At 26.3% G+C, this 1,111-nt stretch carries 2 protein-coding genes; both read right to left on the bottom strand.

Features of this window, described 5'->3' with window-relative positions; genetic code table 11:
• Window positions 1-47 precede the first annotated feature (47 nt).
• Window positions 48-491, bottom strand: a complete 444-nt coding sequence (locus tag Q0370_RS03710) for a MarR family transcriptional regulator (RefSeq protein ID WP_299572286.1) — start codon at window positions 489-491, stop codon at window positions 48-50.
• 12 nt (window positions 492-503) lie between these two features.
• On the bottom strand, window positions 504-911 hold the full coding sequence (locus Q0370_RS03705; RefSeq protein ID WP_299572284.1) for a polyketide cyclase: 408 nt from the start codon (window positions 909-911) through the stop codon (window positions 504-506).
• Window positions 912-1,111: the final 200 nt, after the last annotated feature.

Raw genomic sequence — 1,111 nt, 5'->3', positions numbered from 1 at the left:
AATAATAAAAATGGTAATTTTGACATACTCATTAATTATAATATTTCTTATTCTTCGTTTAATCTAGCAAGAAAATGTTTAAATTGTTCTTCATCGGTGTCTAACTTTTCGAAAAAAATTTCATCGATTTGCTCAACTAATGGAACAGCTTTTTGTAATGCTTCTTCTCCTTTTTTGTTCAAAATAACTGCTTTTGCCCTTGTGTCTCTTGAATGTTCTTTTCTTTTTACAAAATCATTTTTTTCTAATAAATTTAATATTTGAGATACTGTCATAACATCTATTCCTGAGAGTTTTGAAATCATGACTTGCGTAACTTCGTCGCTGTCTTGTAATAAATAAGCAAGGGAAGCTAAAACAACAAATTGAGGGTGTGTTAAGTTCATTTTCTTTAGTTCTTTTTTTATCATAGAATGCCATTTATTGTATACCCTCATAAATAACAATCCTGTTGATTTTTCTGAATTATCTTTATATTTTGATGTAAACAAGTACCAATCACCTTATCTTTCCAAGTAATTTTTTAGAATAAATATAGATTGAGGGACATCTGAAAAAACTTGGCTTAAAAATTCTAAATGCTGTTCATCTTCACTGTCCAAAATTACAGTATGTTTTATATTTATGCTTCCATCGTTGTTGTCAATTATTTGATGACCGAAAAGAATATCTCCAAATGGAGTTTCTGTTTTATCCCAAAATTCTTCAAAAGGTTTTACAAGAGTAAGTTTATATTCCATAGGCGGCATTCCTTCAAGTTCCATAGTTCCATATGAACCTGTCTTAAATTCACCTTTTAATGTTATATTTTTTAAGTCTTTTTCCCAATCATACCATTTTTCAATATTTGCATAGTATTCCCACGCATCTTCTTTTTTTGTTTTGATTTTTAAAGTAAAACTAAATTCCATTATATTTCCTCCTAACATTATATGTATACTTATTATAAATTATTTTATAATATTTGTCAACAATATTTTGTATAATCCAATATCATATTAATAAATTATTTAAATTTGAAAAAAATATCCTTTTTTAGGGTTGACAAATATAAGAAAGAGAGTATAATAATAGTAAAGAATTATAGGTGTTTTACAAACTTAATAAGGAA

Source organism: uncultured Leptotrichia sp. (assembly GCF_938036635.1).
Taxonomy (GTDB): Bacteria; Fusobacteriota; Fusobacteriia; order Fusobacteriales; family Leptotrichiaceae; genus Leptotrichia; species Leptotrichia hongkongensis.
The sequence above is the reverse complement of the archived record's forward strand: the minus strand, read 5'-3'. Positions and strand labels throughout refer to the sequence as shown.